Source organism: Streptomyces sp. NPDC002446 (assembly GCF_053595675.1).
Window position 1 is genome coordinate 12,251 of sequence record NZ_JBSFYC010000077.1, and the last position, 24,583, is coordinate 36,833.

At 69.3% G+C, this 24,583-nt stretch carries 22 protein-coding genes; 4 read left to right on the top strand and 18 right to left on the bottom strand.

Annotation, left to right across the window (positions count from 1 at the left end; translation table 11 throughout):
* Nucleotides 1-15: 15 nt before the first annotated feature.
* The 5 genes from ACWD6P_RS31075 to ACWD6P_RS31095 form a co-directional block, all read right to left on the bottom strand.
* Nucleotides 16-984: a helix-turn-helix transcriptional regulator gene (locus tag ACWD6P_RS31075; protein ID WP_451447504.1), complete on the bottom strand. Its 969-nt coding sequence runs from the start codon at nt 982-984 to the stop codon at nt 16-18.
* 127 nt (nt 985-1,111) lie between these two features.
* Nucleotides 1,112-1,486, bottom strand: a complete 375-nt coding sequence (locus tag ACWD6P_RS31080) for an FKBP-type peptidyl-prolyl cis-trans isomerase (protein ID WP_451447505.1) — start codon at nt 1,484-1,486, stop codon at nt 1,112-1,114.
* Nucleotides 1,487-1,554: 68 nt separating this feature from the next.
* Nucleotides 1,555-2,541 (bottom strand): FKBP-type peptidyl-prolyl cis-trans isomerase, encoded by a 987-nt coding sequence (locus ACWD6P_RS31085; RefSeq protein WP_451447506.1) that lies wholly within the window; start codon nt 2,539-2,541, stop codon nt 1,555-1,557.
* A gap of 136 nt (nt 2,542-2,677) precedes the next feature.
* Nucleotides 2,678-4,039: a Pup--protein ligase gene (pafA, locus tag ACWD6P_RS31090; RefSeq protein ID WP_451447507.1), complete on the bottom strand. Its 1,362-nt coding sequence runs from the start codon at nt 4,037-4,039 to the stop codon at nt 2,678-2,680.
* Between the two features lie 9 nt (nt 4,040-4,048).
* Nucleotides 4,049-5,308: an MFS transporter gene (locus tag ACWD6P_RS31095; protein WP_451447508.1), complete on the bottom strand. Its 1,260-nt coding sequence runs from the start codon at nt 5,306-5,308 to the stop codon at nt 4,049-4,051.
* Between the two features lie 131 nt (nt 5,309-5,439).
* Between ACWD6P_RS31095 and ACWD6P_RS31100 the strand changes: the two genes are divergently transcribed.
* Nucleotides 5,440-6,516 (top strand): LacI family DNA-binding transcriptional regulator, encoded by a 1,077-nt coding sequence (locus tag ACWD6P_RS31100; protein WP_451447509.1) that lies wholly within the window; start codon nt 5,440-5,442, stop codon nt 6,514-6,516.
* A gap of 45 nt (nt 6,517-6,561) precedes the next feature.
* Here the strand turns inward: ACWD6P_RS31100 and prcA are convergent, their stop codons facing one another.
* The 6 genes from prcA to arc all read right to left on the bottom strand — a co-directional run bounded on the left by prcA (nt 6,562) and on the right by arc (nt 12,788).
* Nucleotides 6,562-7,431, bottom strand: a complete 870-nt coding sequence (gene prcA, locus ACWD6P_RS31105) for a proteasome subunit alpha (protein WP_451447510.1) — start codon at nt 7,429-7,431, stop codon at nt 6,562-6,564.
* Nucleotides 7,432-7,494: 63 nt separating this feature from the next.
* Entirely contained in the window at nt 7,495-8,340 is an 846-nt protein-coding gene (gene prcB, locus ACWD6P_RS31110; RefSeq protein ID WP_451447511.1) for a proteasome subunit beta, read from the bottom strand.
* On the bottom strand, nt 8,292-8,549 hold the full coding sequence (locus ACWD6P_RS31115) for an endonuclease VII domain-containing protein (RefSeq protein WP_451447512.1): 258 nt from the start codon (nt 8,547-8,549) through the stop codon (nt 8,292-8,294). The genes prcB and ACWD6P_RS31115 overlap by 49 nt, the downstream gene beginning before the upstream one ends.
* A 278-nt stretch (nt 8,550-8,827) precedes the next feature.
* Nucleotides 8,828-9,046, bottom strand: a complete 219-nt coding sequence (locus tag ACWD6P_RS31120) for a ubiquitin-like protein Pup (RefSeq protein WP_006607619.1) — start codon at nt 9,044-9,046, stop codon at nt 8,828-8,830.
* Between the two features lie 189 nt (nt 9,047-9,235).
* Nucleotides 9,236-10,747, bottom strand: coding sequence for a depupylase/deamidase Dop (dop, locus tag ACWD6P_RS31125; protein WP_451447513.1), 1,512 nt, complete (start codon nt 10,745-10,747; stop codon nt 9,236-9,238).
* A 274-nt stretch (nt 10,748-11,021) separates the two neighbouring features.
* The gene (gene arc / locus ACWD6P_RS31130; RefSeq protein WP_451447514.1) at nt 11,022-12,788 is read right to left on the bottom strand and encodes a proteasome ATPase; all 1,767 of its coding nucleotides are present in this window, start codon (nt 12,786-12,788) and stop codon (nt 11,022-11,024) included.
* A gap of 249 nt (nt 12,789-13,037) precedes the next feature.
* Between arc and ACWD6P_RS31135 the strand changes: the two genes are divergently transcribed.
* Nucleotides 13,038-13,331 (top strand): ferredoxin, encoded by a 294-nt coding sequence (locus ACWD6P_RS31135; protein WP_451447515.1) that lies wholly within the window; start codon nt 13,038-13,040, stop codon nt 13,329-13,331.
* A gap of 45 nt (nt 13,332-13,376) precedes the next feature.
* Here ACWD6P_RS31135 and ACWD6P_RS31140 read toward each other — a convergent pair whose 3' ends face one another.
* The 3 genes from ACWD6P_RS31140 to ACWD6P_RS31150 form a co-directional block, all read right to left on the bottom strand.
* Complete coding sequence (locus ACWD6P_RS31140) at nt 13,377-13,964, bottom strand: hypothetical protein (RefSeq protein WP_451447516.1); 588 nt, start codon at nt 13,962-13,964, stop codon at nt 13,377-13,379.
* A gap of 493 nt (nt 13,965-14,457) precedes the next feature.
* Nucleotides 14,458-15,369 (bottom strand): tRNA (adenine-N1)-methyltransferase, encoded by a 912-nt coding sequence (locus ACWD6P_RS31145; RefSeq protein ID WP_451447517.1) that lies wholly within the window; start codon nt 15,367-15,369, stop codon nt 14,458-14,460.
* A 79-nt stretch (nt 15,370-15,448) separates the two neighbouring features.
* Nucleotides 15,449-16,711 (bottom strand): site-2 protease family protein, encoded by a 1,263-nt coding sequence (locus ACWD6P_RS31150; RefSeq protein ID WP_451447518.1) that lies wholly within the window; start codon nt 16,709-16,711, stop codon nt 15,449-15,451.
* Between the two features lie 180 nt (nt 16,712-16,891).
* On the opposite strand from ACWD6P_RS31150, the gene ACWD6P_RS31155 reads away from it, so the two are divergent.
* Both ACWD6P_RS31155 and ACWD6P_RS31160 read left to right on the top strand, forming a co-directional pair.
* A complete protein-coding gene (locus tag ACWD6P_RS31155; RefSeq protein WP_451447519.1) occupies nt 16,892-17,821 on the top strand; it encodes a RecB family exonuclease in 930 nt (309 codons plus the stop codon).
* A 48-nt stretch (nt 17,822-17,869) separates the two neighbouring features.
* On the top strand, nt 17,870-18,541 hold the full coding sequence (locus ACWD6P_RS31160; RefSeq protein ID WP_018087782.1) for a response regulator: 672 nt from the start codon (nt 17,870-17,872) through the stop codon (nt 18,539-18,541).
* Between the two features lie 98 nt (nt 18,542-18,639).
* Here the strand turns inward: ACWD6P_RS31160 and ACWD6P_RS31165 are convergent, their stop codons facing one another.
* From ACWD6P_RS31165 to ACWD6P_RS31180, 4 genes are all read right to left on the bottom strand, one after another.
* Entirely contained in the window at nt 18,640-20,235 is a 1,596-nt protein-coding gene (locus ACWD6P_RS31165; protein WP_451447520.1) for an ABC transporter substrate-binding protein, read from the bottom strand.
* Nucleotides 20,236-20,325: 90 nt separating this feature from the next.
* Complete coding sequence (locus ACWD6P_RS31170; RefSeq protein WP_451447521.1) at nt 20,326-21,933, bottom strand: ABC transporter substrate-binding protein; 1,608 nt, start codon at nt 21,931-21,933, stop codon at nt 20,326-20,328.
* Between the two features lie 374 nt (nt 21,934-22,307).
* A complete protein-coding gene (locus ACWD6P_RS31175) occupies nt 22,308-23,009 on the bottom strand; it encodes an HAD family hydrolase (protein ID WP_451447522.1) in 702 nt (233 codons plus the stop codon).
* A gap of 290 nt (nt 23,010-23,299) precedes the next feature.
* Nucleotides 23,300-24,583, bottom strand: a 1,284-nt coding sequence (locus ACWD6P_RS31180) for a vitamin B12 dependent-methionine synthase activation domain-containing protein (protein ID WP_451447523.1), incomplete at its 5' end; no start/stop codon positions are given.

A 24,583-nucleotide genomic window follows, 5' to 3' on the forward strand; every position in this document is an offset into this window, starting at 1 on the left:
GTCGTCCCGTCCCTCTCAGCCCTTGGCCACGGCGCGCAGCCGGTCGATGACGTCGGCGCGCAGCTCCGCCGGTTCCAGTACGACCACGTCGGGGCCGAACTCCACCAGCCAGGCGTCCAGGCCATGGCCGCTGGGGATCTCCAACTCGTCCCAGCCGCCGCCCAGTTCACGGACGGTCAGGGCCCGGGCCCGCAGCGGGTAGCCGTGCTCGGCGCGGAGCCTGATCCGGGCGGTGCCGGTCGCGGTCTCCCCGGCCCAGCTCTCCACGGTCTCGCGGACCGTGACGTGGTCGGGCACCGGCACGGTCAACTTCCCCTGCCGCGAACGGACCTTGCCGGTGATCCGGGAGAGCCGGAAGACGCGCTCGGCCTTGCGGTCGCGGTCCCAGCCGGCGACGTACCAGTGGCCGCGCCAGCACTCCAGGATCCACGGTTCGACCTGCCGCTGCTCGGGATGGGCGGCGGTGGACTTGCGGTAGTCGAAGACGACCGGCCGGCGGTCGCGGCAGGCCAGCATCAGCGGCTCGAAGGCGGCCTCGTGGGCGGGGATGCGGGGTTCGAGGGCGCTGTGCGGCTGGCCCGCGTCGTAGTCCTCGCCGTCATCGGCCAGCGGCATCCCGGCGGCGCGCAGCTTCTGCAGCGCGCCGCTGGCGGCGCCCGCCAGCCGGGCCTGCTGCCAGATCTTGGCGGCGAGCCCGAGTGCGGCGGCCTCCTCGGCGTCCAGCGTGATGGGAGGAAGGCGGTTGCTGTCGCGGCGCGCGAGGTAGCCGATGTCGCCCTCGATGCCCTCCACGGTCTCGATGACCAGCCCGAGCTCGCGCAGATCATCCTTGTCCCGCTCGAACATGCGGTTGAAGGACTCGTCGCCGCTCGCCTCGATATAGGCCTCGATGGACGATCTGAGCTCGCGCTTGGTCAGCGGGCGTCGCGTCCCCAGCAGGCACAGCGCCAGGTTCATCAGCCGCTCGGCCTTGGCAATCGCCATCGACGCCCTTTCTCGTTGAACTCCCGATCGTTGACCGTACCGCTCGGGGTGGTCCAGGCAAAAGCCGAGGGCCCGTGCCAGGGGTGGCACGGGCCCTCGTACGTCTCCTGCGGAGAGCGGCTCGGTCTCAGACGGAGACCAGGTCACAGACGAAGATCAGCGTCTCGCCCGGGGCGATGCGGCCGCCGCCGGCGCCGCGGTCGCCGTACGCGAGGTGCGCGGGAATGGTCAGCCGGCGGCGACCGCCGACCTTCATGCCCTGCACACCCTGGTCCCAGCCGGCGATGACCTGGCCGGCGCCCAGCTGGAACTCCAGCGGGTTGCCGCGGTTCCAGCTCGCGTCGAACTCCTCGCCCGTGCTGAAGGCGACGCCGACGTAGTGGACCTTGACGAAGTCCCCCGCCTTGGCGACCGGCCCGTCGCCCTCCCACAGGTCCACGATCTCCAGCTCGCTGGGAGCCGGGCCCTCAGGAAAGTCGATCTCGGGCTTGTCGATGCTCACGAAAGTGCTCCTACTTACGAATCTTTACGATTACCGGGCCAGTCTTGCAGATCTCGCAGAGGGCGCCGTCAGACCGTGCCGACGATGTCGACCGAGAAGACCAGGGTGTGCTTGGCCAGCTCGTGCTGCGGGTTCCCGCCGTAACCCAGCTTCGGCGGGATCACGATCTCCACCCGGTCACCGACGTGCTTGCCGACCAGCGCCTTGTCCCAGCCCTGGACGACCTGCCCGGTGCCGATCTGGAACGCCGTCGCGCCACCGTGCTTCCAGGACGAGTCGAACATCTTGCCGTCCTCCCACTTCACGCCGGTGTACTGCGCGATCAGCCCGTCGCCGGCCTTCACCTCGCGGCCCTTGCCCTTGATCAGCACCTGCTCCTCGAGGCCCTTGGGAGCCTTCTCCCCCTTGGGGATGGTGATCGTCGCGGCCTTCTCGCCCTCGGCCTTCACCTCGGGCATCCCGTCCTCCGGGTCCTCCTGCTTCCCCTCGGCCTTCGCCTTCTTGTCGACCTTCTGCGCGCCGACCACATCGACGACCCACACCAGACCGTCCCCGGGCTTGATGCCGGACTGCGGGTTCAGCCCCTCGCCGATCAGCGCCTTGGCGGTGCCCTCGACCTCGAAGCGGCTGCCGACCTTCTGCCCCGCGGCCGCGGACAGCACCTTCGGCGGCAGCATCTGCTGGGTCATCTGGTCGGTGACCTCGGTCACGACCTGGGTACGCGGCCCCCCGGGCTTGGCGCCGGGCTGCGGCGTCCAGCTGCTGCCGAGGTTCTGGCCCTTCATCGTCTCCGCCGAGAAGTCCAGCCGGACCAGATCGCCCTTCTTGACGACCGCGCCCTCACCCTTGATCAGGGTCTTGGTGACCGCGGTGTCGGACGGCTTGGCGCCCTTGGGCACCGTGATCTTCGGCTTCGCCCCCGCCTTGCCCTCGACCTTGACAACGGCTTCGCCCGACGAGCCCTTGCCGTCGTCGGACCCGCAGGCGGCGGTGAACAGCAGGGGCACGGTCAGCGCAGCAGCGGCGGCGCGACGGGTGTACTTCATGAGGTTCATGTGTCCAACTCGGGCTCGTGGGGTGGGTGGGCAATGCCAGCCACTCTACGACCTGTCCCCGTGGACCCCTCCCGGCACAACGCGACAGTGTGCCGGGAGCTTCCCGCCCCCGGCACACCACCGCATTCCCCGCGGGTCACATCCCGGCGATCAGCTTCTCCACCCGGTCGTCCACCGAGCGGAACGGGTCCTTGCACAGGACCGTGCGCTGCGCCTGATCATTGAGCTTGAGGTGCACCCAATCGACCGTGAAATCACGGCGCTGCTCCTGAGCCCGGCGAATGAAGTCACCGCGCAGCCTGGCCCGAGTCGTCTGCGGCGGCACCGACTTGCCCTCGAAGATCTTCAAGTCGTTGCAGATACGCGCCGCTTGCCCCTTCCGCTCCAGAAGGTAGTAAAGACCCCGGCGACGGTGGATGTCGTGATACGCGAGGTCTATCTGCGCCACTCGGGGATGGGACATGGTGATGTTGTTCTTTGCGCGGTACCGCTCGATGAGCTGATGCTTCATCACCCAGTCGATCTCGGTCGAGATACGGTCCAGCTCCTCGTCCCGGATCGCCTCCAGCGTCCGGCCCCACAGTTCCAGCACCCGCTCGACGAGGCCCGTACGGATTCCGCGGCGGTCACAGAAATCCACCGCCTTTTCGTAGTACTCCTGCTGGACTTCGAGCGCCGACGCCTCGCGCCCGCTGGCCAGCCGCACCTTGCGCTGCCCCGTGATGTCGTGACTGACTTCGCGGATCGCCCGGATCGGATTCTCCAGCGTCAGATCCCGCATGACCGTGCCCGCCTCGATCATGCGCAGGACGAGATCCGTGGCGCCGACCTTGAGCATCATCGTCGTCTCGGACATGTTGGAGTCGCCGACGATGACATGCAGCCGGCGGTACCGCTCGGCGTCCGCATGCGGCTCGTCACGGGTGTTGATGATCGGCCGGGAACGGGTGGTCGCCGAGGAGACGCCCTCCCAGATGTGCTCCGCACGCTGGCTGACGCAGTAGACGGCGCCGCGCGGGGTCTGCAGCACCTTGCCCGCGCCGCACAGCAGCTGACGGGTGACGAGGAACGGAATGAGAATGTCCGCGAGCCGGGAGAACTCACCATGGCGGGCGACGAGGTAATTCTCGTGGCAGCCGTAGGAGTTTCCCGCCGAATCGGTGTTGTTCTTGAAGAGATAGACGTCGCCCGCGATTCCCTCCTCATGCAGGCGGCGCTCGGCATCGACGAGCAGACCTTCGAGAATGCGCTCACCGGCCTTGTCGTGGGTGACCAGCTCGGTCACGTTGTCGCACTCGGGAGTTGCGTATTCCGGGTGCGAACCCACGTCCAAGTACAGGCGGGCGCCGTTCCGCAGGAAGACATTGCTGCTGCGGCCCCATGACACGACACGGCGGAAGAGGTACCGCGCCACTTCGTCAGGCGACAGTCGGCGCTGTCCCCTGAACGTGCACGTGACGCCGTACTCGTTCTCCAGCCCGAAAATGCGGCGGTCCATGACTGAACATTACGCCTGACGGCCTGCTCTGAAACCGGGTTCGACAGCCCCGTTTCGATCATTTTCCGCCGGGGCCGCACCCGCCGTACGCCGCTCGGGCTCGCCCAGAAATCGCTTCGTCGACAAAAGGACGGTCAGCGCGGCAAGACCACTCACCCCGGCGACCGCGAAAGCCGCCACCGCACCGCCGGCCTCCACCGCAGGTCCCGCCGCCGAGGCGCCCGCCGCCGCCCCGACGCCGAACGTGGTCACCAGCCACGAAAACGCCTCCGTCACCGTGCCCTTGGGCGCATGCCGGTCCACCACCACGAACGCACAGGCCAGCGCCGGCGCCAGAAACACCCCCGCGACACCCGTCAGCGCCGTCATCCCGGCCACCCCCGGCACCAGCACCAGCGGCAGATACCCCAGCGCCAGCAGCGCGACGAGCAGCCGCAGCCGGCCCTCCGGCCGCCCCGGCCACTCCCGCGCCCCGTAGACCAGACCGCCGACCAGCGCGCCGGAGCTGAGCGCGGAGAGCAGATAGCTGGAGATCATCCCCCCGCCGCGCTCATCCGCGTACGCCACCGCCGCGACCTCGATCGACCCCAGCGCCAGACCGACGAAGAAGAACGCCCCGAGCAGAACGAGCAGCCCGCCCGAGCGCAGCGCACCCAGCCAGTGCGCCTCCCGCGGCCCGCTGCGCCACCGCCGGGACGGCGGCGAGACCACGACCGAGAGCGCCCCGAGCACCCCCACCGCGTTGATCACCAGCAGCGCCGCCCCCGCCGACCAGGCCGCCACGCCCAGCGTCACCAGCAACGGCCCCACGGCGAACATGACTTCCTGTGCCACCGCGTCCAGCGCATACGCCGCATGCACCTGATCGGCACGCTTGAGCACCCCCGGCCACAGCGCCCGCAGCCCGCCCTCCAGAGGCGGGGTGAAGAAACCGGCGATCGCAGCGGCGGCATACGACAGCCACAGCACGTCCAGGCCGACGGCTGCCAGCAGCGCCATCCCGAGCGCGGAGAGCACCGCTGCGGGCAGCATCACCCGCGGCTGCCCGTACAGGTCCGCGGCGCGGCCGAGCAGCGGCTGGCCGATCGCCGTGCAGACCCCGTAGACCGCGGCGAGCGCGCCGGCGAGCGCGAAGCTGCCGCCCTCGGCCCGTACGAAGAGCACGACACCCAGCGAAGCGGTGGCGTTCGGCAGCCTGCCGACCAGGGTCCCCATCAGGAGCCGGGCCGCGTGCCGGGTCCTGAGCAGCTCCGCATATCCCGCGGCCATCCCTGCCCCTTCCGTCCGTCGTCTCTTCCGGCCGCACCGGAAGTGTTACGTATAACTCGCGTGGTTATACGTACCATGGCGGCAGCCGCGGGTCCACCCCACAGCGGCCGAACGCGAGGAGTGAAACACCCGTGACCAGCGACGAGGCCACCCCACCCGGCCACCGCCCGGCCGCCGCCCGCATCACCAGCCGGGACGTGGCCCGCGCCGCCGGGGTCTCCCAGGCCGCCGTCTCCCTCGTCCTCGGCGACAAGTGGCGCGGCCGGGTCTCCCCCGGCAAGGCGGAGGCCGTCCGCGCCGCCGCCCGCGAACTGGGCTACCGCCCCAACCTCGCCGCCCGCACCCTGCGGACCGGCCGCACCCGCACCGCACTCCTCGTCGTACCCGCCCTGACCACCGAATTCTTCGCCCGGGTCCACACCGGCGCGGCCCGCGTCGCCGCCGACCACGGCTTCGGCGTCGTCCTCTACCCCTCACCCGAGGGGATAGGCCCCGCGCGCAACCCCTTCGACTCCGCCGCCACCCCACTCGACGGCGTCATCGCCTCCTCCATGGCCGCCGAAGCCCTCACCGCCCTGCGCGACGCCGGCCTGCCCCTGGTCATGCTCGACAGCGACCCCGGCGACCCACGCGCCTCCGCCACCGTCAACCTCGATATCGCCGACGGCGTACGGCAGTTGACCGGCCATCTGCTCACCCTCGGCCACCGCCGCATCACCCACCTCGCGGCCGACGTGGACTCCTGGACCTTCGACGTACGCGCCCGCGCCGTCTCCGCGGCCCTCGACGGCGTCCCCGGCGCGCTGCTGCGCCGCCAGCCCGCCGCCCTCGGCGTCGACGCCGGACTGCGCGCCGCACACACCGCGCTCACCGGCCCCGGCCCCCGCCCCACGGCCCTGCTCTGCGACGACGACATCATCGCCGCGGGCGCCTGCAAGGCCGTCCGCCGTCTCGGCCTGCGGGTTCCCGAGGACGTCTCGGTCACCGGATTCGACGACCTCGCCCTCGCGGTCGCCGTCGAACCGGAGCTGACGACCGTACGACTGCCCGCCGAGGAGTTCGGCGAGGCCGGCATGCGGGCCCTGATGGCCGTACTCGACGGCCGGCCCGCCCAGGAACCCACCCTGCCGGTGGAACTGATCACCCGCGGCTCCACCGCCCCGCCCGCCGCCGGCCCCGGCAACGCCGCGCGCCCCGGCGGGCAGTGACCCACCGGGGCGCGCGATCCGGACAACCGGCCCGGAAGCGGTACGTCAGAGCAGCGGCTCCCCTTCGGGACCGTCCTTGTCCGCACCGTCCTTGCCGGTAGCCCGCTTGCCCTTGGTGGCCTTGCCGCCCGAGGCCTTGCCGCCGCTCTCCTCGGCGGCGGTCCCGGCGCCACCGGCCTCCGCGTCCGCCTCCGGCTCCTCGGCATCCGCGCCGCCGTCCCCCTCCAGCAGACGGGACAGCTGGCGGCCCAGGATCCGCTTGAACTTGCGCTGCTGCGGCCGCGTGCGGTCCAGCGTGGCGACCTCCAGCTGCTCGGCGGTCAGCGTGCGCTCGCCGCCGTTGGTGTCCCGCGACAGCGACTCCATGGCCAGCTTCAGCGCCTCGGACAGCGTCATACCGTCGCGGTGACGCTGGTCGAGGTAGCTGCTGATCTGATCCGCGTTGCCACCGACCGCGACCGAGCCGTGCTCGTCGACGATCGAGCCGTCGTGCGGCAGCCGGTAGATCTGGTCGTCCTCGGGAGCACTGCCGACCTCGGCGACGATCAGCTCGACCTCGTACGGCTTCTCGGCGGCGCTGGAGAAGATCGTGCCGAGCGTCTGGGCGTAGACATTGGCGAGGCCGCGCGCGGTGACGTCCTCACGGTCGTAGGTGTAACCGCGCAGGTCGGCGTAGCGCACCCCGCCGATCCGCAGATTCTCGAACTCGTTGTACTTGCCGACCGCCGCAAAGGCGATCCGGTCATAGATCTCGCTGACCTTGTGCAGGGCGCGGGAGGGATTCTCGGCGACGAAGACCACGCCGTCGGCGTACTGCAGCACCACGACACTGCGGCCGCGCGCAATGCCCTTGCGGGCGTACTCGGCACGGTCGGCCATGGCCTGCTGGGGTGAGACATAGAACGGCGTCGACACCGGCTATCCGTCCCTTCCTGTCAAAAGCTCTCTCAGTGGCGGCATTACGGAACATCCGTCCCGTCAGAGCAGCGCGGCGCGCGGCCCGTCGGGCTGGTCGAGACGGCGCTCATGAACGGCACGGACGATCTCCGCGACCTCGGAGTCGGCCAGCTTCCTGAAGCCCTCATCCGTGATCACCGTGACGATCGGATAGATCCGCCGCGCCATATCGGGCCCACCGGTCGCCGAGTCGTCGTCAGCCGCGTCGTACAGCGCCTGGACGACCGCCGTGGCGGCCTGATCCTCCGTGAAGTCCTCCTTGTAGAGCTTCTTCAGAGCGCTGCGCGCGAAGACCGAGCCGGAACCCGTCGCCGCGAACCCGCGCTCCTCCGACCGGCCGCCGGTCACGTCGTACGAGAAGATCCGGCCCTTCTCACGGTCGAGGTCGAAGCCGGCGAACAACGGCACCACGGCCAGACCCTGCATCGCCATCCCGAGATTGCTGCGAATCATCGTCGACAGACGATTCGCCTTGCCCTCCAAGGAGAGTTGGGCACCCTCGACCTTCTCGAAGTGCTCCAGCTCCAGCTGGAAGAGCTTGACCATCTCAACGGCGAGACCGGCCGTGCCGGCGATGCCCACCGCGCTGTACTCGTCGGCCGGGAAAACCTTCTCGATGTCGCGCTGCGCGATGACGTTGCCCATAGTGGCCCGCCGGTCACCGGCGAGCACCACACCACCCGGGAACGTCGCCGCCACGATCGTCGTGCCGTGCGGCGCCTCGACGGCCCCCTGCACCGGCGGCAACGGGCGGTTGCCCGGCAGCAGATCGGGCGAGTGCGCCCCGAGAAAGTCCATGAACGACGAGGACCCAGGCGTCAGGAAGGCAGCTGGTAGACGCCCGGTGCTTCGAGTATTGGCTTCCACACTTTTCCTTCCGGATACTCGGCCGCCCGCCTCAAGACGTCCGGCCGATCCTTGAATTGACCCAAGGCTGCGTTGCAACTGAAGCACAGTACGCCTCGGACCCTACCCGTCTCGTGATCGTGATCCACATGCACGGGGTCGGCATCCAGGCAGATCGCGCACATCCAGCGCTGCTCCTTGATGAGCGCGTCGCGCTCGGCTTCGCTCATGCCGTAGTGGCGCTTCAGGTGGCCTTGGCGCCCCTGGACCGCCCGGCATGTGTGAGGCTTGACCTCGCCGCCCGGCGGCGCCGGTAGCGCGCGGCGCTGTACTGCGCCACACACTCCCGGCACCGCACCTGGAGACCATCACGCCGATTCTTGTCCCGCGCGAACGCAGTGACAGGCAGATCCCGCTCGCAGCCCGTGCACTGCTTCCCGTCCGATTCGGCAGCCACTCCCCAAACCCCCCGACCTTTGATTCAAAGGCGAAAGTGGCCCAGCACTCGCTATTGCCCGCCCTTTTGAACGAAGGACCGAACGAAGTCCTCGGCGTTCTCTTCGAGCACATCGTCGATTTCATCCAGGACCGAGTCGACGTCGTCGCTCAGCTTCTCCTGGCGCTCCTTGAGGTCTTCCGAGGCCTGCGCGTCCTGTGTCTGCTCCTCGACCTCTTCCGTGGAACGCGTGGCCTTGGCCTGTCCGCCGCCGCTGTCCTTGGTCGCCATATCCCTCACCCCGCTCGGTTCGCCCCGCTCGATGTGACCTTCAAGATCCGACCCTACAAGCAGGGTCCGACATCGGCCCTGCACTTGCTGCAACGCCCGGGAGTCACCTCGATGATTCCCGCATCGCGGCGATTTCAGCCGCGAAGCAGCTGTGGATCGCCGCGAATTTTGTCGTGGACCTGCCGTTGGTCAACGGCCGGAAAGCGTCCTCACCAGCTCCTCTGCGGTACGACAGCGGTCCAGAAGCTCCTTGACGTGCCTGCGGGTCCCGCGCAGCGGCTCCAGCGTGGGAACCCGTTGCAGGGAGTCACGGCCCGGGAGGTCGAAGATGACCGAATCCCACGAGGCGGCCGCGACGTCGTCCGCGTACTGCTCCAGGCAGCGGCCGCGGAAGTACGCCCTGGTGTCCTCTGGGGGCTTCTGCTGGGCCCTCTGGACGTCGGGCTCGTCCAGGAGCCGCTTCATCTTCCCGCGGGCCGCCAGACGGTTGTACAGGCCCTTCTCGGGGCGTACGTCGGCGTACTGCAGGTCGATGAGGTGGAGCCGGGCCGCGTCCCAGTCCAGGCCGTCACGGCGGCGGTAGCCCTCCATGAGCTCGCGCTTGGCGACCCAGTCGAGCTCGCCGGACAGGCTCATCGGGTCGTTCTCCAGCCGGCCGAGCACGTCCTCCCACCGGGTGAGGACGTCCTTGGTCTGCTCGTCCGCATCCGCTCCGTAGCGGTCCTCGACGTATTTGCGGGCCAGCTCGAAGTACTCCATCTGGAGCTGCACGGCGGTGAGCGTGCGGCCGCTGCGGAGGGTGATCAGGTGTTGCAGGGTGGGGTCGTGCGAGACCTGGTGGAGGGTCCGTACGGGCTGCTCGACGGCGAGGTCGACGGCGATGAAGCCGTCCTCGATCATGGACAGCACCAGGGCGGTGGTGCCCAGCTTCAGGTAGGTGGAGATCTCCGAGAGGTTCGCGTCGCCGATGATCACATGGAGCCGGCGGTACTTCTCCGCGTCCGCGTGCGGTTCGTCGCGGGTGTTGATGATGGGCCGCTTGAGGGTCGTCTCCAGGCCGACCTCCACCTCGAAGTAGTCGGCGCGCTGGCTGATCTGGAAGCCGTGCTCGTGGCCGTCCTGACCGATGCCGACCCGGCCGGCGCCGGTGACCACCTGGCGGGAGACGAAGAACGGCGTCAGGTGCCGCACGATGTCCGAGAAGGGGGTCTCCCGCTTCATCAGGTAGTTCTCGTGCGTCCCGTAGGAGGCGCCCTTGTTGTCGGTGTTGTTCTTGTAGAGGTGGATGGGCTGGGCGCCGGGGACCTGGGCGGCCCGCTCGGCGGCCTCGGCCATGATCCGCTCGCCGGCCTTGTCCCAGAGGACGGCGTCACGCGGATTGGTGACCTCGGGGGCGCTGTATTCGGGGTGTGCGTGGTCGACGTAGAGCCTGGCGCCGTTGGTGAGGATCACATTGGCCAGGCCGATGTCCTCGTCGGTGAGCTGGCTGGAGTCGGCGTTCTCGCGTGCGAGGTCGAAGCCGCGGGCGTCCCGCAGCGGGTTCTCCTCCTCGAAATCCCAGCGGGCACGGCGTGCCCGGTGCATCGCGGCCGCGTAGGCGTTGACTACCTGGGATGAGGTGAGCATGGCATTGGCGTTCGGGTGGCCGGGGACGGAGATCCCGTACTCCGTCTCGATTCCCATTACTCGCCGTACGGTCATGCGGCCCTCCTTGCCCGGCGGCGCCCCCGGATGGGGTCGGCGCTCAAGTACCGCTGTGCCTGCCTTCCGTGTGCGTGCCCCACGCCCGCACAGCGTGACGCAGCGGTACCGAAGAGCCTAGAACGCCTTTGCGGCGCTGGGGAGATCATTACAGTCATTGCTCCAGTCCGGTTTTCCCTGGTCCATCGCGCCTTTAGGGGGCGGCGGTGGCGCCCCCGGAAAAGCGTCCGGCTGCGGACGCCCCGTGCAGGACATCCGCAGCCGGAGAGCGGTGTTACAGGTATTGGCCGGTATTCGCCACCGTGTCGATGGAGCGACCGGTGTCGGCACCCTGTTTTCCGGTGACCAGCGTGCGGATGTATACGATCCGCTCGCCCTTCTTTCCGGAGATCCGGGCCCAGTCGTCCGGGTTCGTGGTGTTGGGCAGGTCCTCGTTCTCCTTGAACTCGTCCACGCATGCCTGGAGGAGGTGGGAGACCCGCAGACCCTTCTGGTTGTGTTCGAGGAAGGCCTTGATGGCCATCTTCTTTGCGCGTCCTACGATATTTTCGATCATCGCACCGGAGTTGAAGTCCTTGAAGTAAAGGACTTCCTTGTCACCATTGGCGTAGGTGACCTCCAGGAAGCGATTCTCCTCGGATTCCGCGTACATCTGCTCGACGACGGACTGAATCATTCCGCTGACCGCGGCCTTACGCGACTCACCGTGTTCGGCGAGGTCGTCGGCGTGCAGCGGGAGATTCTCCGTGAGGTACTTCGAGAAGATGTCCTTGGCGGCCTCCGCGTCCGGGCGCTCGATCTTGATCTTCACGTCGAGGCGGCCGGGGCGCAGGATCGCCGGGTCGATCATGTCCTCGCGGTTGGAGGCACCGATCACGATCACGTTCTCGAGGCCTTCGACGCCGTCGATCTCGGAGAGCAGCTGGGGGACGATGGTGTTCTCCACGTCCGAGCTGACTCCGGACCCCCGGGTACGGAAGAGGGAGTCCATCTCGTCGAAGAAGACGATGACGGGGGTGCCCTCGCTGGCCTTCTCCCTGGCGCGCTGGAAGATCAGCCGGATGTGCCGCTCCGTCTCGCCGACGTACTTGTTGAGCAGCTCGGGGCCCTTGATGTTGAGGAAGAAGCTCTTCCCCGCGGGCTGCCCGGTCACCTCGGCGACCTTCTTGGCAAGGGAGTTGGCGACCGCCTTGGCGATGAGTGTCTTGCCGCAGCCCGGCGGGCCGTAGAGCAAGACGCCCTTGGGCGGGCGGAGTTCGTGCTCCTTGAAGAGGTCGGGGTAGAGGTACGGGAGCTCGACCGCGTCCCGGATCAGTTCGATCTGGCCGCCCAGACCGCCGATCTTGGTGTAGTCGATGTCCGGGACCTCTTCGAGGACTAGTTCCTCGACCTCGCTCTTCGGGATGACTTCGTAGACGTAGCCGGAGCGGGATTCGAGCAGCAGGGCGTCGCCGGGGCGGATGGTGGTGTCCAGCAGCGGCTCGGCGAGCCTCACCACCCGCTCCTCGTCGGTGTGCCCGATGACCAGGGCGCGCTCGCCGTCCTCAAGGATCTCCTTGAGGGTGACGATGTCGCCGGCGCTCTCGAACTCCATGGCCTCGACCACATTGAGCGCTTCGTTGAGCATGACCTCCTGGCCGCGCCTGAGGTCCTCGGTCTCCACGCTCGGGCTGACATTGACCCGGAGTTTTCTGCCTCCGGTGAAAATGTCGACCGTGCCGTCCTCATTCGCCTGCAGGAAGACACCGAAGCCGGCCGGCGGCTGTGCGAGCCGGTCGACCTCCTCCTTGAGGGCGACGATCTGGTCGCGGGCCTCGCGGAGAGTATTGGCGAGACGCTCGTTCTGCGCCGAGACGCCGGCCAGGTTGGTCTGCAGCTCGACGATCCGCTCTTCGAGAATCCTCGTGTGACGCGGAGAGTCGGCGAGCTTGCGTCGCAGGACGGCGATCTCCTGCTCGAGATAGGCAACCTGACCGGCGGGATCTTCAGACCCCCGCCCCGGCCGGATGCCGCGGTTGATGTCGTCGTCGTGGGCTGCCACGGTCCTCACCTCCTCCAAGGAGCTGGACGCTTCCTGACCCTACCTGGGCCGGTGCAGGTTGAAACCCCTAGATCGAAAAGACTGTCGGGGTGTGTCCGATCTTCACCCTTGCGCACGTCCTCACGCCAAGGGAATACCCACCCAACAACATCGGAAAGCGAGCGGTTGTATCGTCGAGTCGGTCAACACCCGTCAGGGCTGGCGCCACTTAGACAAATACGGTTCACGTACGCAGGAACGGCAGGCGAGATGACCGCGCAGGACGAAGCCCCAGAGCTGGAAGTCTGGATCGACCAGGACCTGTGCACCGGAGACGGGATCTGTGCGCAGTACGCGCCGGAGGTCTTCGAGCTCGATATCGACGGTCTGGCCTATGTGAAGAGCGCCGATGACGAGCTGCTGCAGGACAAGGGGGCCACAACGCCCGTCCCGCTGAAGCTGCTCGATGACGTGCGGGACTCCGCGAAGGAGTGCCCCGGGGACTGCATCCACGTGCGCCGCGTCAGCGATCTCGTCGAGGTCTACGGCCCGGACGCGGAGTAACCCCCGGGGAGCGGAACGCTCCCCTCGGGCACGCCGGGTGGCCGGTCAGGCACGCTCGGTGCTCATCACGGCGGGAAGTTCGCTCTCGACGAACTTCCCGCCCTGCCATTGCCACTTGACGTTCTTGCGCACGTCCGGGCAGCAGCGCGGTACGTCGAGGTCGGAGTAGCCCAGCAGCTCCGCTGAGACCGCGCCGTCCTTGAGGGCGAGGTTCTGGACGCTGAGCCGCTGCTCGGGCGCCAGGAGCGTCGCCACGACCCGCGGCGGGGCCTTCGGGTCCGTGGGCCGGGCCGCGAGGACGAAGACGCTGCTGGGCGGGGTGCCGGTCTCGGTGTGGCAGCGGACCACCGCGACGGTCTCGGTCGTACCGTCGCCGTCGAGGTCGCCGGAGGCCTTCTTCACCACGTCGAGGCGGTTGGGTCCGCAGTCGACGGGAAAGGTCACCCGGCTCGGGTCGGGAGCGGCGGCGGAGCGGCGGCCGGCCTTGGCGTCGTGGGAGGGCGTGGCGGTGGCGTCGGGGGGCTGGACGAACGACGCGGCCGCGACGACCGCCGAGATGGCGGTGGCGGTGGCTAGCCAGTGCATGGGCCGCGGCTGGGTGTGCAAGAGGTCCTGGCCTGCCATGGGCTGCACGCGGGGTAACTCCTGTGAAGTGCTGTGCCGGTGGGAGTGCCCAGCATCGTTCCACAGGAGGGGGCGGCAAGGAACCAGCTGGGCCGGAGTTTTCCGGGTTTCCCGTACGGATCCTGTAAGGGGTCCCGTAGGGCATCCGGCAGGGCATCCCGTAGGGGTCGTGCGGGCCCCTGGCCGGTGAACGGACGCGGCGCCGCCGGCGGTTCCCCGGAGGGGGAACTCGTCGGCGGCGCCCAGGGGTTCGGTGGCGGGTGAGGCCGGCCTGTCGCGCGCGGGGGCGGCCGGTCCCCCGCCGGCGGGCGGGGGCGGCCTGTCGCGCCTGCCGGGGAACGGTCAGCCGCGCCCTCAGCAGGTGGGGCGGTCGTTCGCGTCCTCAGCCCGGAGCGGCCGGTCACGCCCGATGGCCGGGAGCAGCCGGTCGCGCCCGTTGGCCGAGAGCGGTCGGTCGCGCCCGTTGGTGGGGTGCGGTCGGTCGTGCCCTGGGCCGGGAGCGTCAGTCGCGCCCGTTGGCGGCTGCCTGGTCCTTTCCGGGGCCGGTGTAGTCCTCGCCGTACGCGCCCTTGGCGGGGCGGCGGCGGCGCAGCGGGGGCTCGACGCCGTCGGCGAGGCGGCGGGCGGTGAGCAGGAAGCCGGTGTGGCCGATCATGCGGTGGTCGGGGCGGACGGCGAGGCCCTCGACGTGCCAGGTGCGGACCATGGTTTCCCAGGCCGACGGCTCGTTGAAGGTGCCGTGCTCGCGGATCGCCTCGACGGTGCGGGCCATCTGCGTGGTCGTGGCGACGTAGGCGCAGAGGATGCCGCCGGGGACCAGGGCCTTGGAGACGGCCTCCAGGCACTCCCAGGGGGCGAGCATGTCGAGGATGACGCGGTCGACGTCGGTGTCGGAGAGGTTGTCCTGGAGGTCACCGACGGTGAGCGTCCATGCGGGGTGCGGGCCCCCGAAGTAACGCTCCACGTTCTGGGTGGCGATCTCGGCGAAGTCGGCGCGGCGCTCGTAGGAGTGCAGCATGCCGTCGTCGCCGATGGCGCGCAGCAGGAAGCTGCTCAGCGAGCCGGAGCCCACACCGGCCTCGACGACGCGGGCGCCGGGGAAGATGTCGGCCATCGCCAGGATCTGCCCCGCGTCCTTGGGGTAGACCACGGCGGCGCCGCGGGGCATGGACAGGACGTAGTCGGGGAGCAGCGGGCGCAGCGCGAGGTAGGCGACGTTCCCGGTGGTACGGACAACGCTGCCCTCGGGAGCACCGATCAGCTCGTCGTGGGGGAAGGCTCCCTTGTGGGTGTGGAAGCTCTTGCCCTCTTCGAGCGTGAAGGTGTAGTGGCGTCCCTTGGGGTCGGTGAGCTGGACCTGGTCCCCGACCTTGAAGGGCCCGCGACGGCGGGCGGCACCGGTCGGTTCGGACATGTGACCAGCCTACCGGCCCGTTGGAGCGCCGCGGACCAGCGGGCGGGCCGGGGCGCGGCTCAGGGCGAGCCGAGGCCCGTCAAGCCGCCTTGCGGGCCATGGCGGAGACGAAGGCCCGTTCGACGTCGGCGGTGGACAGTACGCCGTAGATCTCGCCGGTCTCCTCGACGACGAGGTACTCGGTGGCGGGGGTGGCGCGCAGGTATTCCAGGAGGTCCTCGCCGGCGAGTTCGGCGGAGACCCGCATGCCGTCCTTGAGGTCCTGGGCGAGGGTGCCGACGGGGACCCAGGGACGGCGGTGGTCGGGGACGCCGACGATGGCGGCCTCGCGTACGAGGGCGGTGGGCGTGCCCTGGGGGTCGACGACGACCAGGGCGCGGGCGCCGGCGTCGTTCGCGCGGCGCAGCGCCTCGGAGAGCGGTGTGGCGGTCTCGACGGGGACGGCGCGGCGGGTCAGGGTGCGGGCGGTGAGGTCGGGGAGGCGTTCGCGCAGCCGGGCCATGCGCAGGCTGTTGCCGGCGCCGGTCCAGATGATGGCGGCGAGGATCGCGGCGAGCAGGGCGTCGGTGAGCGAGTCGGCGCCGCCGATCTCGGGGCGGGCGTTGCCGAGGGCGCCGGTGTGGGTGAGCAGCGGCAGGCCGATGAGGACGGCGACGGCGAGCGCGCGGCCGACCCAGGCGGCGGCGACGGTGCCGCTCATGGGGTTGCCGGTGATCTTCCACACGACGGCGCGCAGCATCCGGCCGCCGTCCAGGGGCAGGCCGGGCAGCAGGTTGAAGACCGCGACGATGAGGTTGGAGATCATCAGGCCGGCGAGCAGGACGCCGGGGACGGTGCCGGGCTCGACCGTGTGCATACCGGCGTAGAAGACGCCGGCCAGGACGAGGGAGAGCAGCGGGCCGACGAAGGCGAGGACGAACTCCCGGCCGGGGGTCTCGGTCTCCTTCTCGATCTCCGAGACGCCGCCGAAGAACTGCAGCTGGATGCGGCGTACGGGGAGCTTGAAGCGGAGCGCGGCGACGGTGTGCGCCAGCTCGTGGACGAGCACCGAGGCGTAGAAGGCGACGGCGAAGAAGAGCGAGACGAGGTAGCGGGCCGCGCCGAGTTCGGGCAGCACCCGCTCCAGTTGGCCGCCGAAGACCCAGGTGATCAGGGCCGCGACGAGGAACCAGCTGGGGGCGACGTAGACGGGTACGCCGAAGGGACGGCCCATCAGGATGCCGCCTCCGCTGCCCTTCTTGTCCGGCGGGGGCAGCTTGGGCCGGTTGGTCTCCTCGGGCCGCCCGGGCGGCTGGGGCCGCACGGACTCCTCGGGGTCCTGCGGTTTCCCGCTGTCGTCCACGGTGTGGCGTCCCCTCATCGAATACGGCATTCGCCCCTGCTCGGCCTGATATCTCGATCATGCAGGGAGAAGGGGTCCGGCGTCGATGGTATGCGGAGCGTTCGGGCCCGGTCCGCTGCGGGGCCCTTACCGCTCGTGGCCGGTCGGCGCTTGTCAGTGGCGGGCCGTAGGGTTTTGTGCATGGGATGGAGCACGGAGCAGGCCGAGGCGGGCACGCGGGGTATCGAGGCGGCCGGGGCGGGGCCGGGCGGGGAGCCGGCGCGGGCGCCGGTGGCGCTGTCGCCGTCGCGGGCGAGCGATTTCATGCAGTGTCCGCTGCTGTACCGCTTCCGGGTGATCGACAGGCTGCCGGAGAAGCCGAGTGCGGCGGCGACGCGGGGCACGGTCGTCCATGCGGTGCTGGAGCGGCTCTTCGACGCGCCGGCGGTGGAGCGTACGGCGTCCGGGGCGCGCGCGATGGTGCCGGGCGAGTGGGAGAAGCTGCTGGCCAAGCGGCCGGAGCTGGCGGAGCTGTTCGCGGACGACCCGGGGGGTGAGCGGCTGGCGGGGTGGCTGGCGGAGGCCGAGGCGCTGGTGGAGCGGTGGTTCTCGCTGGAGGATCCGACGCGGCTGGAGCCGGCCGACCGCGAGCTGTATGTGGAGACGGTGCTGGATTCGGGGCTCCAGCTGAGGGGCTTCATCGACCGGGTGGACGTCGCGCCGACGGGTGAGGTGCGGATCGTCGACTACAAGACGGGCAAGGCGCCGCGGCCGCAGTTCGCCGAGGGCGCGCTGTTCCAGATGAAGTTCTACGCGCTGGTGATGTGGCGGCTGCGCGGTGTGGTGCCGCGGCGGCTGCAGCTGGTGTATCTGGGCAGCGGCGATGTGGTGACGTACGACCCGGGTGAGGCCGATCTGCGGGCCGTGGAGCGGAAGTTGCTGGCGTTGTGGGACGCGATCCGGCTGGCGACGGAGACCGGTGACTGGCGGCCGCGTCCGACGAAGCTGTGCGGCTGGTGCGACCATCAGGCGCACTGTCCGGAATTCGGCGGTACTCCCCCGGTGTATCCGCTGGAGGTGCGCCCGGCGCCCGGTGGCGGGGTGCCACAGGGCAGAATGGAGACGATCTAGCGCCCGGACAGGTGCTAGCCCCTGTCCGGGCACAACGAAGGAGAGCTCGTGGCCATCCGCGTCCTGCTGGTCGACGACCAGCCCCTGCTGCGTACGGGATTCCGGATGATTCTGGAGGCGGAGCAGGACCTGGCGGTCGTCGGGGAGGCAGGTGACGGTCTGCAGGCGCTGGAGCAGGTGCGGGCGCTGCAGCCCGATGTGGTGCTGATGGACATCCGGATGCCCCGGATGGACGGTGTCGAGGCGACCCGGCAGATCACCGGTCCGGCGAAGGACGGCCCGGCGAAGGTGCTGGTGCTGACGACCTTCGACCTGGACGAGTATGTCGTCGAGGCGCTGCGGGCCGGGGCCAGCGGCTTTCTGCTGAAGGACGCGCCGGCCAATGAGCTGGTGCAGGCCATCCGGGTGGTGGCGGCGGGCGAGGCCATGCTGGCGCCGAGCATCACGCGGCGGCTGCTGGACAAGTACGCCGGGCATCTGCCGTCGGGCGAGGAGCCGGTGCCGGACACCCTGCACACCCTCACCGAGCGCGAGGTGGAGGTGCTCAAGCTGGTGGCGCGCGGGTTGTCGAATGCGGAGATCGCCGCGGATCTGTTCGTGAGCGAGACGACGGTCAAGACGCATGTGGGCCATGTGCTGACGAAGCTGGGGCTGCGCGACCGTGTGCAGGCGGCGGTGTATGCGTACGAGAGCGGTCTGGTGCGCCCGGGGGCGCAGTAGGCGGGTCCTGGCCCGCGGGGCGCGTGGTACGGCGATACGGCGGCGGGGCCGGTCCGGGGAGTCCCCGGGCCGGCCCCGCCGCCGTGTGTGGCGCCCGGTCAGGCGTCGGCGGACTTGCGGATCTCCCAGAACCGGAAGACGGTCGAGGAGTCCAGGGTCCATTCCAGGCCGCTGACGCCCTCACGGGCCACGGCGTACTGCTTGCCCTGCCAGATCGGGATGATCGGCAGGTCCTTGGCGATGATGTCCTGCAGCTCCCGGAAGGCGGCCTTGGTGGCGGCGCGGTCCGGCTGGTCGGCGGTCTTGGGCAGCAGCCGGCCGGTGATGTCGGACGAGTTGTAGTTGTTGGACAGGACGCTGTCCTTGCCGAAGAACGGCTGGGTGAAGTTGTCGGGGTCCGGGTAGTCGGGGACCCAGCCCTTGACGTAGACGCCGAACCGGCCGTCGCGCACACCCTTGTCGTACTCCGCGGTGGGCACGGAGCGCACCTTGGCGTCGAACAGGCCGCTGGCGTTGAGCTGTTGGGCGATCTCCTGGAAGGCGGGAACGGTGCCCGGGCCGAACCGGTCGGGGGTGGCGTAGAGCGTGAGCGGCACCTTGCCGTTGAGGCCCTCGGAGCGCAGCGCGGCCTTGGCCTTGTCGGGCTGCGGGCGGTCGCCGTAGGTGTTGAAGAAGGCGGTGTTGTGGCCGGTGATGCCCGCCGGGACGATCGAGTAGAGCGGCTCGGCGGTGCGCTGGTAGACGTCCCGCACGAGCGTGGAGCGGTCCAGGAGGTGGGCGATCGCCTTGCGGACGCCCAGCTTGCCGGCGACCGGGTCCTTGAGGTTGAAGACCAGGTGCATGACCTCGGCGCTGCCGCCCTCGATGACCTGGGTGCCGTGCTGCTGGTGCACGGCGTTGTCCAGGTTGGCGATGTCCTTCATGGCCAGGCCACGGTAGGCGAGGTCGACGCCGCCGCTCTGGACGGCCTTCTTGAGCTTGTCGCTGCTGTTGAAGAACTTCACGGTCATGCCGGAGTTCTTGATCTCGGCGGGGCCCTTGTAGGAGCCGTTGACGCCGAAGACGGCCTGGGTGCGGCCGTACTCCTTGAGGGTGTAGACGCCGGAGCCGGTGGCCTTGCCGTCGGCGCGCAGCCGGTCGGCGGGGTACTGCTTGTGGTCGACGATGGAGCCGGCGCCCGTGGCGATCTTCATGGGGAAGGTGGCGTCGGGCGTCTTCAGGCGGAAGACCACGGTCTTGGCGTCCGGCGTCTCGACCTTCTCCAGCGCGGAGAACATCACGGCGGGGCCGTTCTTGTCGTTGATGCGCTTGGTGCGGTCGAAGGAGTACTTGACGTCCTTGGAGGTCAGCGCGTCACCGTTGCTGAAGGTGAGGCCGTCCTTGAGGGTGCAGCGGTAGACCTTGCTGTCGCTGTCGGTGAAGGAGCAGCGCTTGGCGGCCTCCGGCTCGGGGGTGGTGCTGCCCTTGGGGAAGCTCAGCAGGGACTGGAAGACGTTGTTGAACAACAGCCAGGACCCGACGTCGTAGCCTGCTGCGGGGTCGGTGGCCACGACCTTGTCCGTCATTCCCATGACGACGGGCTCGCCGTTGCCGGCTGCTCCCGAGTCGTCCGTGCCGCACCCGGCGAGCGCGAGCAGGGCTGTTGTCAGCCCCGCTCCGATCGGGGCGGCCAGCCACTGGTCACGCTTCCTCACTGAAAGGTCCTCACGATTCTGGGTGGTGCCTGTCGGGCCGCGGCGGAAGGCCGCGGCGGGTTGTGCGGTGTTCAGATGGTGGGGCGGGGCTCAGTCGGCGACGCCGCGGCCGAGCTCCCAGATCTGCAGTCCCGAGGACGAGTTGAGGGCCCACGAGATGCCGGTGATGTCGTCGCGGGCGGCCACGTACTGCTTGCCCTGCCACAGCGGGAGCAGCGGTACGTCCTCGGCGATGATGTTCTGCGCCTGCTTGAAGTCGGCCGCGGCGGCGTTGCGGTCGCTCTGCTGCCGGCTGGCCGGGATCAGCTGCGACTCGATCCTGCCGTTGCGGTAGGGCGAGCCGAGGAAGTTCTGCTTGCCGATGAAGGGCGCGATGTAGTTGTCGGCGTCCGGGATGTCGGGGAACCAGCCCATGTTGTAGACGGTGTACTTGCCGTCGAGGGCGTCGGTGCGGAACTGCTGCCAGCTGTCGACGCCCTTGATGCTGACGTCGAACAGCTTGGTGCTGTTCAGCTGGTTCTGCAGCGCACGGACCTCCTTGGCGGTGCTGGAGCCGTAGTGGTTCGTGGTGTAGGTCAGGGTGAACTTCACCGGGGTGGTGATGTTCGCCTGCTGCAGGGTCTTGCGGGCGGCGGCGACGCTGGGGTTCCCGTACTTGTTGAAGAACGAGTTGACATGGCCGGTGAGGCCGGTGGGGACCATCGAGAAGAGCGGGTCGCCGGTGTACGAGTAGACGTTGCGCACCAGCTCGGAGCGGTTGACTATGTGCGCCATCGCCTGCCGGACGGCCTTGTTGGAGACGGCCGGGTCCTTGGTGTTGAAGGCGAGGTAGCGGATCTCCTGGCCGGGCATCTCCTGGAAGGCGATGTGCTGGTCGCGGGCGTTCTGCAGGCCCCTGACCTGGTCGGGCGACAGGCCGCGGTTCATCACGTCGATGGTGCCCTTGCGCAGCGCCTTCTCCGTGGACGCGGAGTCGGTGAAGAAACGCATCTCGACCTTGTCGTTCTGCGTCTTCAGCCCGCCCTTGTACTCGGGGTTCTTGGTGAAGAGGGCCTTGGTGATGCGGTTGCCGCTGCGCTCGATCTTGAGGGTGTAGGGGCCGGAGCCGACCACGTCGAAGCCGCTGTAGAGGCGGCCCTTGGGATAGACCTCGGGGTCGACGATGGCGGCGGCGGGCGTGGTGAGCTTCTGCGGGAAGGTGGCGTCGGGCTTGTTGAGGTGGAAGACCACCTCGGTGGCGCTGGGCGCCTCGACCTTGTCGATGCCGTCGAGCAGGGAGACCGGACCGTTGGTGTTGTTGATGGTCTTCATGCGGTCGATGGAGAACTTGACGTCCTGCGCCGTCAGGGCGTGCCCGTTCGAGAACTTCAGGCCGCTGCGCAGGGTGCAGCGGTACTGCTCGTTCTGGGTGTCGCGGAACCCGCAGGTTTCGGCCGCGTCGGGCACCGGGGCGGTGCCGCTGCGGGGCAGCCGCATCAGCGTCTGGAGCGTGCTGCGCATGACGTTCCAGGCGTCGACGTCGTAGGCCTGTGCCGGGTCGAGCGGAGCGGGCGCGGCCTTGGTCGCCTCGATGGGCGTGGCCACCCCCACGACGATCGGATCGCCGCCTTCGTCCGCGCCGTCCGTGCTTCCGCAGGCAGCGAGAACGGGGGCAAGGAGACCGGCCAGCGCCGGCAGCACCAGGGTCTTGCGATTCATCGTCGGCAGGTTCCTTATCAGCGCAGAGGTGTTGCTCGCGACGACATTAGTAGGAACGGCCAGCCCGGCTGAGACGCACCGGAGTTGAATCGATATGGCGCTTGGATAACGATGCGGGAGGCTCGATATCCGGACGGCGGAACGATTCGCGCGTTGCTCCATCAATCCGGACACTTACCCCCGTAGGAACCCCCCAAGAAGGCCCCTGGAACACCTGCGGGCCCAGCTGTCGACGGCCCGGCACGTGAGAAACGTCACGCATTCAAGGAACCACGGCGAGGCGGTAATTCAGTCAGTGCATTCGTCACGGAAAATGAGCGGGCCACTGCCCTCGGTTCCGGCGGCTTTCCCCGGTGACACGCTCGGTGCACGCGTCAAGAACTTTGCGTGATGAGCGCCCGGAGAAATGGCAGATCGACTTCTTCCAGCGAGCGGACGACCGTACGGCCGACGGCTGGCGGAATCGGTGTCACCGAGGGCACCGCGACGACCGGGCAGCCGGCCGCCTCCCCCGCCGTCACGCCGGTCAGGGTGTCCTCGACGACCGCGCAGCGTGCCGGGTCCGCCCCCAGCCGCGCGGCGGCCGTCAGATACGGGTCCGGATGCGGCTTGGTGCGGGCCAGGTCGTCGCCGGCGAGCGTCAGCCGGAAGTTCTCCGGGCCGAGCGAGTGCAGCATCCGGTCGACGATGGTGCGGTGCGAGGCGGAGACCAGCGCGGTGGGCACCCCGTGGGCGGCCAGGTCGGCCAGCAGTCGGCGGGCACCGGGCATCAGCGGGACGCCCCGCCCGATCCGGGCCAGGAAGGCGGCGTTGAGCAGCACGCTGAGCTCGGTCAGGCTGATGTCGACGCCGGTGACCTGGATCAGGTAGTTGGCGCTGCGGGTCATCGGGCCGCCGACCACCACCTCGCGGTGGGCGTCGTCCAGAATGTGGCCGAGCCCGGCGAACACCTCTGCCTCCGCCTCCCACCAGAACCCCTCGGTGTCGACCAGGGTGCCGTCCAGGTCGAGGAAGACGGCCTGGAGGGTCTCGGCTTCGGCCGTTGGGGTGCCGACTGCGGGGATGCTGCTGGTCATCCATCCACCTCCACTGCGACAGTCCCCGAAGGGACGAAAGGGCCGGTCGTCAGCCCCGGCTAGGGGGGAACGACCGGCCGCTACCGGACCGATAAGTGTACGACGGTGTGCGCCGGAATGCGTGGTGACACAGGTCAGGGCCGTCCGGGGGCGACCCGGACGGCCCTGGTGCTCACGCGGAGTCACGGTGCGCTGTCAGCGTGCGTTGACCGTGCGCTGACAGCCCGCATCGCCGTGTCTTCCCGGGGGGGGGACCAGGCCCCCGGACCTCGGCCGGGCGGGGCCGCCCGCTACCGCGCGTTGAAGTACTTCGCCTCCGGGTGGTGGATGACGATGGCGTCGGTGGACTGCTCGGGGTGGAGCTGGAACTCCTCGGAGAGCTCGACGCCGATCCGCTCCGGCTGCAGGAGGTCGGCGATCTTCGCGCGGTCCTCCAGGTCGGGGCAGGCTCCGTAGCCCAGCGAGAAGCGCGCGCCGCGGTACTTGAGCGCGAACATGTCCTCGACGTCGTCGGGGTCCTCCCCGGCGAAGCCCAGCTCGGCCCGGACCCGGGCGTGCCAGTACTCGGCCAGCGCCTCGGCCAACTGGACGGACAGGCCGTGCAGTTCGAGGTAGTCGCGGTAGGAGTTGGCCTCGAAGAGCTCGGCGGTGGCGGCGCCGATCTTCGAGCCGACGGTGACGACCTGCAGGCCGACGACATCGGTCTCGCCGGACTCCTCCGGGCGGAAGTAGTCCGCCAGGCACAGCCGCCGGCCGCGGCGCTGGCGCGGGAAGGTGAAGCGGGTGCGCTCGGTGCCGTCCTCGTGCAGCAGGATCAGGTCCTCGCCCTTGGACACGCAGGGGAAGTAGCCGTGTACGACGGCGGCTTCCAGCAGGTTCTCGGTCTGCAGCTTGTCGAGCCAGCCGCGCAGCCGGGGGCGGCCCTCGGTCTCCACCAGCTCCTCGTACGTCGGACCTTCGCCGGTGCGCGCCTGCTTGAGGCCCCACTGGCCCTTGAACAGCGCGCCCTCGTCCAGCCAGGAGGCGTAGTCGGCGAGCTGGATGCCCTTGACGACCCGGGTGCCCCAGAACGGCGGGGTGGGAACCGGGTTGTCGACGGCGACGTCGGAGCGCACCGCGCCCTCGGGCTCCTCGACCTCCAGAACAGCGGCGTCCCGCTTGGGGACGCGGCGCTGCTTGAGCTCGGGGAGGGTGGCGCCCGGCACTCCGCGCTTGACGGCGATCAGGGCGTCCATCAGGCGCAGGCCCTCGAACGCGTCGCGGGCGTAGCGGACTTCGCCCTCGTAGATCTCGTGCAGATCCTGCTCGACGTAGGCGCGGGTGAGGGCCGCGCCGCCCAGGATGACGGGGAAGTCGGCCGCCATCTTGCGCTGGTTGAGCTCCTCCAGGTTCTCCTTCATGATCACCGTGGACTTCACCAGCAGCCCGGACATCCCGATGACATCGGCGCGATGCTCCTCGGCGGCCTCCAGGATCGCCGAGACCGGCTGCTTGATGCCGAGGTTGACGACGTTGTAGCCGTTGTTGGACAGGATGATGTCGACGAGGTTCTTGCCGATGTCATGGACGTCGCC

Coding starts and splice junctions, on each gene's coding strand:
- ACWD6P_RS31085 (WP_451447506.1), bottom strand. CDS start 2,541: ATGAACCTCATGAAGTACACCCGTCGCGCCGCCGCTGCTGCGCTGACC.
- pafA (WP_451447507.1), bottom strand. CDS start 4,039: ATGGACCGCCGCATTTTCGGGCTGGAGAACGAGTACGGCGTCACGTGC.
- ACWD6P_RS31155 (WP_451447519.1), top strand. CDS start 16,892: ATGGGATGGAGCACGGAGCAGGCCGAGGCGGGCACGCGGGGTATCGAG.
- ACWD6P_RS31135 (WP_451447515.1), top strand. CDS start 13,038: ATGACCGCGCAGGACGAAGCCCCAGAGCTGGAAGTCTGGATCGACCAG.
- ACWD6P_RS31170 (WP_451447521.1), bottom strand. CDS start 21,933: ATGAATCGCAAGACCCTGGTGCTGCCGGCGCTGGCCGGTCTCCTTGCC.
- ACWD6P_RS31075 (WP_451447504.1), bottom strand. CDS start 984: ATGGCGATTGCCAAGGCCGAGCGGCTGATGAACCTGGCGCTGTGCCTG.
- dop (WP_451447513.1), bottom strand. CDS start 10,747: ATGACCGTACGGCGAGTAATGGGAATCGAGACGGAGTACGGGATCTCC.
- ACWD6P_RS31175 (WP_451447522.1), bottom strand. CDS start 23,009: ATGACCAGCAGCATCCCCGCAGTCGGCACCCCAACGGCCGAAGCCGAG.
- ACWD6P_RS31120 (WP_006607619.1), bottom strand. CDS start 9,046: ATGGCGACCAAGGACAGCGGCGGCGGACAGGCCAAGGCCACGCGTTCC.
- ACWD6P_RS31095 (WP_451447508.1), bottom strand. CDS start 5,308: ATGGCCGCGGGATATGCGGAGCTGCTCAGGACCCGGCACGCGGCCCGG.
- ACWD6P_RS31115 (WP_451447512.1), bottom strand. CDS start 8,549: ATGAGCGAAGCCGAGCGCGACGCGCTCATCAAGGAGCAGCGCTGGATG.
- ACWD6P_RS31145 (WP_451447517.1), bottom strand. CDS start 15,369: ATGTCCGAACCGACCGGTGCCGCCCGCCGTCGCGGGCCCTTCAAGGTC.